Annotated in this window: 2 protein-coding genes; both read right to left on the bottom strand. The window is 61.4% G+C overall.

From position 1 onward, the window contains the following. Nucleotides 1–111 precede the first annotated feature (111 nt). Nucleotides 112–2,187: an elongation factor G gene (gene fusA / locus SMD31_RS11485; protein WP_320500982.1), complete on the bottom strand. Its 2,076-nt coding sequence runs from the start codon at nucleotides 2,185–2,187 to the stop codon at nucleotides 112–114. A gap of 18 nt (nucleotides 2,188–2,205) precedes the next feature. Further along, complete coding sequence (gene rpsG / locus SMD31_RS11480; RefSeq protein WP_320500981.1) at nucleotides 2,206–2,679, bottom strand: 30S ribosomal protein S7; 474 nt, start codon at nucleotides 2,677–2,679, stop codon at nucleotides 2,206–2,208. Nucleotides 2,680–2,695 lie beyond the last annotated feature (16 nt).

Below are 2,695 nucleotides of genomic sequence, written 5' to 3'. Positions count from 1 at the left end.
GTCTTGCCGTGGTCAACGTGGCCGATCGTGCCAACGTTGCAGTGCGGCTTGTTACGCTCGAATTTAGCCTTCGCCATCTTCTTTACTCCGTCAGTATCTGTCGCGGTTCGCTCAGGCCATCTTGGCGCGGACTTCGTCCGCAACCGCCTGGGGAACCTGCTCATAGTGGTCGAAAGTCATGCTGTACTGGGCACGGCCCTGGCTCATCGAGCGCAGAGTGTTCACATAGCCGAACATGTTGGCCAGCGGCACCATCGCGGTGATGACGCGGGCGTTACCGCGGCTGTCCATGCCCTGGACCTGGCCACGACGCGAGTTGAGATCGCCGATGACGTCGCCCATGTAGTCTTCCGGGGTGACGACTTCGACTTTCATCATCGGCTCGAGCAGGCGCGGACCGGCTTTCGGAATGGCTTCGCGGAAGCAGGCGCGCGAGGCGATGTCGAAGGTCAGCACGTTCGAGTCAACGTCATGATAGGCGCCGTCGATCAGGGTCGCCTTGAAGTCGATCAGCGGGAAGCCGGCGATGACGCCCGTTTCCTTGGCGAGCTTCAGGCCCTTTTCGACGCCCGGCACGTATTCACGCGGCACCGAGCCACCGACGACGGCATTCTCGAACACGAAGCCGGCACCGGCTTCGAGCGGCTCGAAGCGGATCTTGACGCGGGCGAACTGGCCCGAACCACCGGTCTGCTTCTTGTGGGTGTAGTCGTGCTCGACCTTCTTGGTGATGCTTTCGCGATACGCCACCTGCGGCGCACCCACGTTGGCTTCGACCTTGAATTCGCGCTTCATGCGGTCGACGAGAATTTCGAGATGGAGCTCGCCCATGCCCTTAATGATCGTCTGGCCGCTTTCCGGATCGGAATTGACGCGGAAGCTCGGGTCTTCCTGCGCGAGGCGGTTCAAGGCCACGCCCATCTTTTCCTGATCGGCCTTCGACTTCGGCTCGACGGCCACTTCGATGACCGGCTCCGGGAATTCCATGCGCTCGAGCACGATCGGGTGCGCGGGGTCGCAAAGGGTGTCGCCGGTGGTGGTGTTCTTCAGACCGCAGAGCGCGACGATGTCGCCAGCGCGGGCTTCCTTGATGTCTTCGCGGCTGTTGGCATGCATGAGCAGCATGCGGCCGACGCGCTCTTTCTCTTCCTTCACCGTGTTGAGGACGGTGGTGGCCGAGTTGAGGATACCGGAATAGACGCGCACGAAGGTGATCGAACCGACGAACGGATCGGTCATGATCTTGAACGCCAACCCTGAGAACGGCTCGTCATCCGAGCTCTTGCGGGTCATTTCCTGGTCGCTGTCGACAGCGACGCCCTTCATGTCCGGAACGTCGAGCGGCGACGGCAGGAAATCGACGACGGCGTCCAGCATGGGCTGCACGCCCTTGTTCTTGAAAGCCGAACCGCAGAGCACGGGCACGAACGCGCCCGAATTGGTGCCCTTGCGGATGAGCTTCTTCAGCGTGTCGACGTCCGGCTGCTTGCCTTCGAGATAGGCTTCCATGACCTGGTCGTCGAGCTCGACGCACATCTCGACGAGACGGGCGTGATATTCTTCGGCCTTCTCCTTCATGTCGGCGGGAATGTCACCGACGACGAATTCGGCGCCGAGGCTTTCATCTTTCCAGATGACACCCTTCATGGCGACGAGATCGACGAGACCGGCGAATTCGCTTTCCGAACCGATCGGGAGGTGGATCACCAGCGGCTTGGCGCCGAGGCGATCGACGATCATGTCAACGCAACGATAGAAATCGGCGCCGATGCGATCCATCTTGTTGACGAAGCAGATGCGCGGCACGCCGTACTTGTCGGCCTGGCGCCACACCGTCTCCGACTGCGGCTCAACGCCGGCAACCGAGTCGAACACCGTGACGGCACCGTCGAGCACACGCAAGCTGCGCTCGACTTCGATGGTGAAGTCGACGTGGCCCGGGGTGTCGATGATGTTGATACGGTGATCGTTCCAGAAGCAGGTGGTGGCAGCCGACGTGATGGTGATGCCGCGCTCTTGCTCCTGCTCCATCCAATCCATCGTCGCCGTGCCTTCATGCACTTCGCCGATCTTATAGGACTTGCCGGTGTAATAGAGGATGCGCTCGGTCGTGGTGGTCTTGCCGGCATCGATGTGGGCCATGATGCCGATATTGCGGTATCGCTCGAGCGGAGTAGTGCGCGCCATGATGCGGTTTCCTTGCTCTTACCAGCGATAGTGCGAGAAGGCCTTGTTGGCCTCCGCCATACGATGGGTGTCTTCGCGCTTCTTCACCGAGGCGCCGCGGTTGTTGGCGGCGTCGAGGAGTTCGGCGGCAAGACGGTCGGTCATGGTCTGCTCGGAACGGCCACGGGCAACGGTGATGATCCAGCGGATCGCCAGCGCCTGGGCGCGGTCCGGGCGAACTTCGACCGGCACCTGATAGGTAGCACCACCGACGCGGCGCGAGCGCACTTCAAGGTGCGGCTTCACGTTGGTGAGGGCTTCGTGGAACAGCTTCACCGGATCGGCGCCCTTCGACTTCTTCTCGACGCTCGCGAGAGCGCCGTAGACGATGGTCTCTGCCGTCGACTTCTTGCCGGCATACATAAGGCTGTTCATGAACTTGGTGAGCACGATATCGCCGAACTTGGCATCCGGCAGAACTTCGCGCTTTTCAGCGGCGTGACGACGCGACATCTCTCAGATCTCCTTA

It is taken from the genome of Dongia rigui, from assembly GCF_034044635.1.
Classification (GTDB): domain Bacteria; phylum Pseudomonadota; class Alphaproteobacteria; order Dongiales; family Dongiaceae; genus Dongia; species Dongia rigui.
The sequence above is the reverse complement of the archived record's forward strand: the minus strand, read 5'-3'. Positions and strand labels throughout refer to the sequence as shown.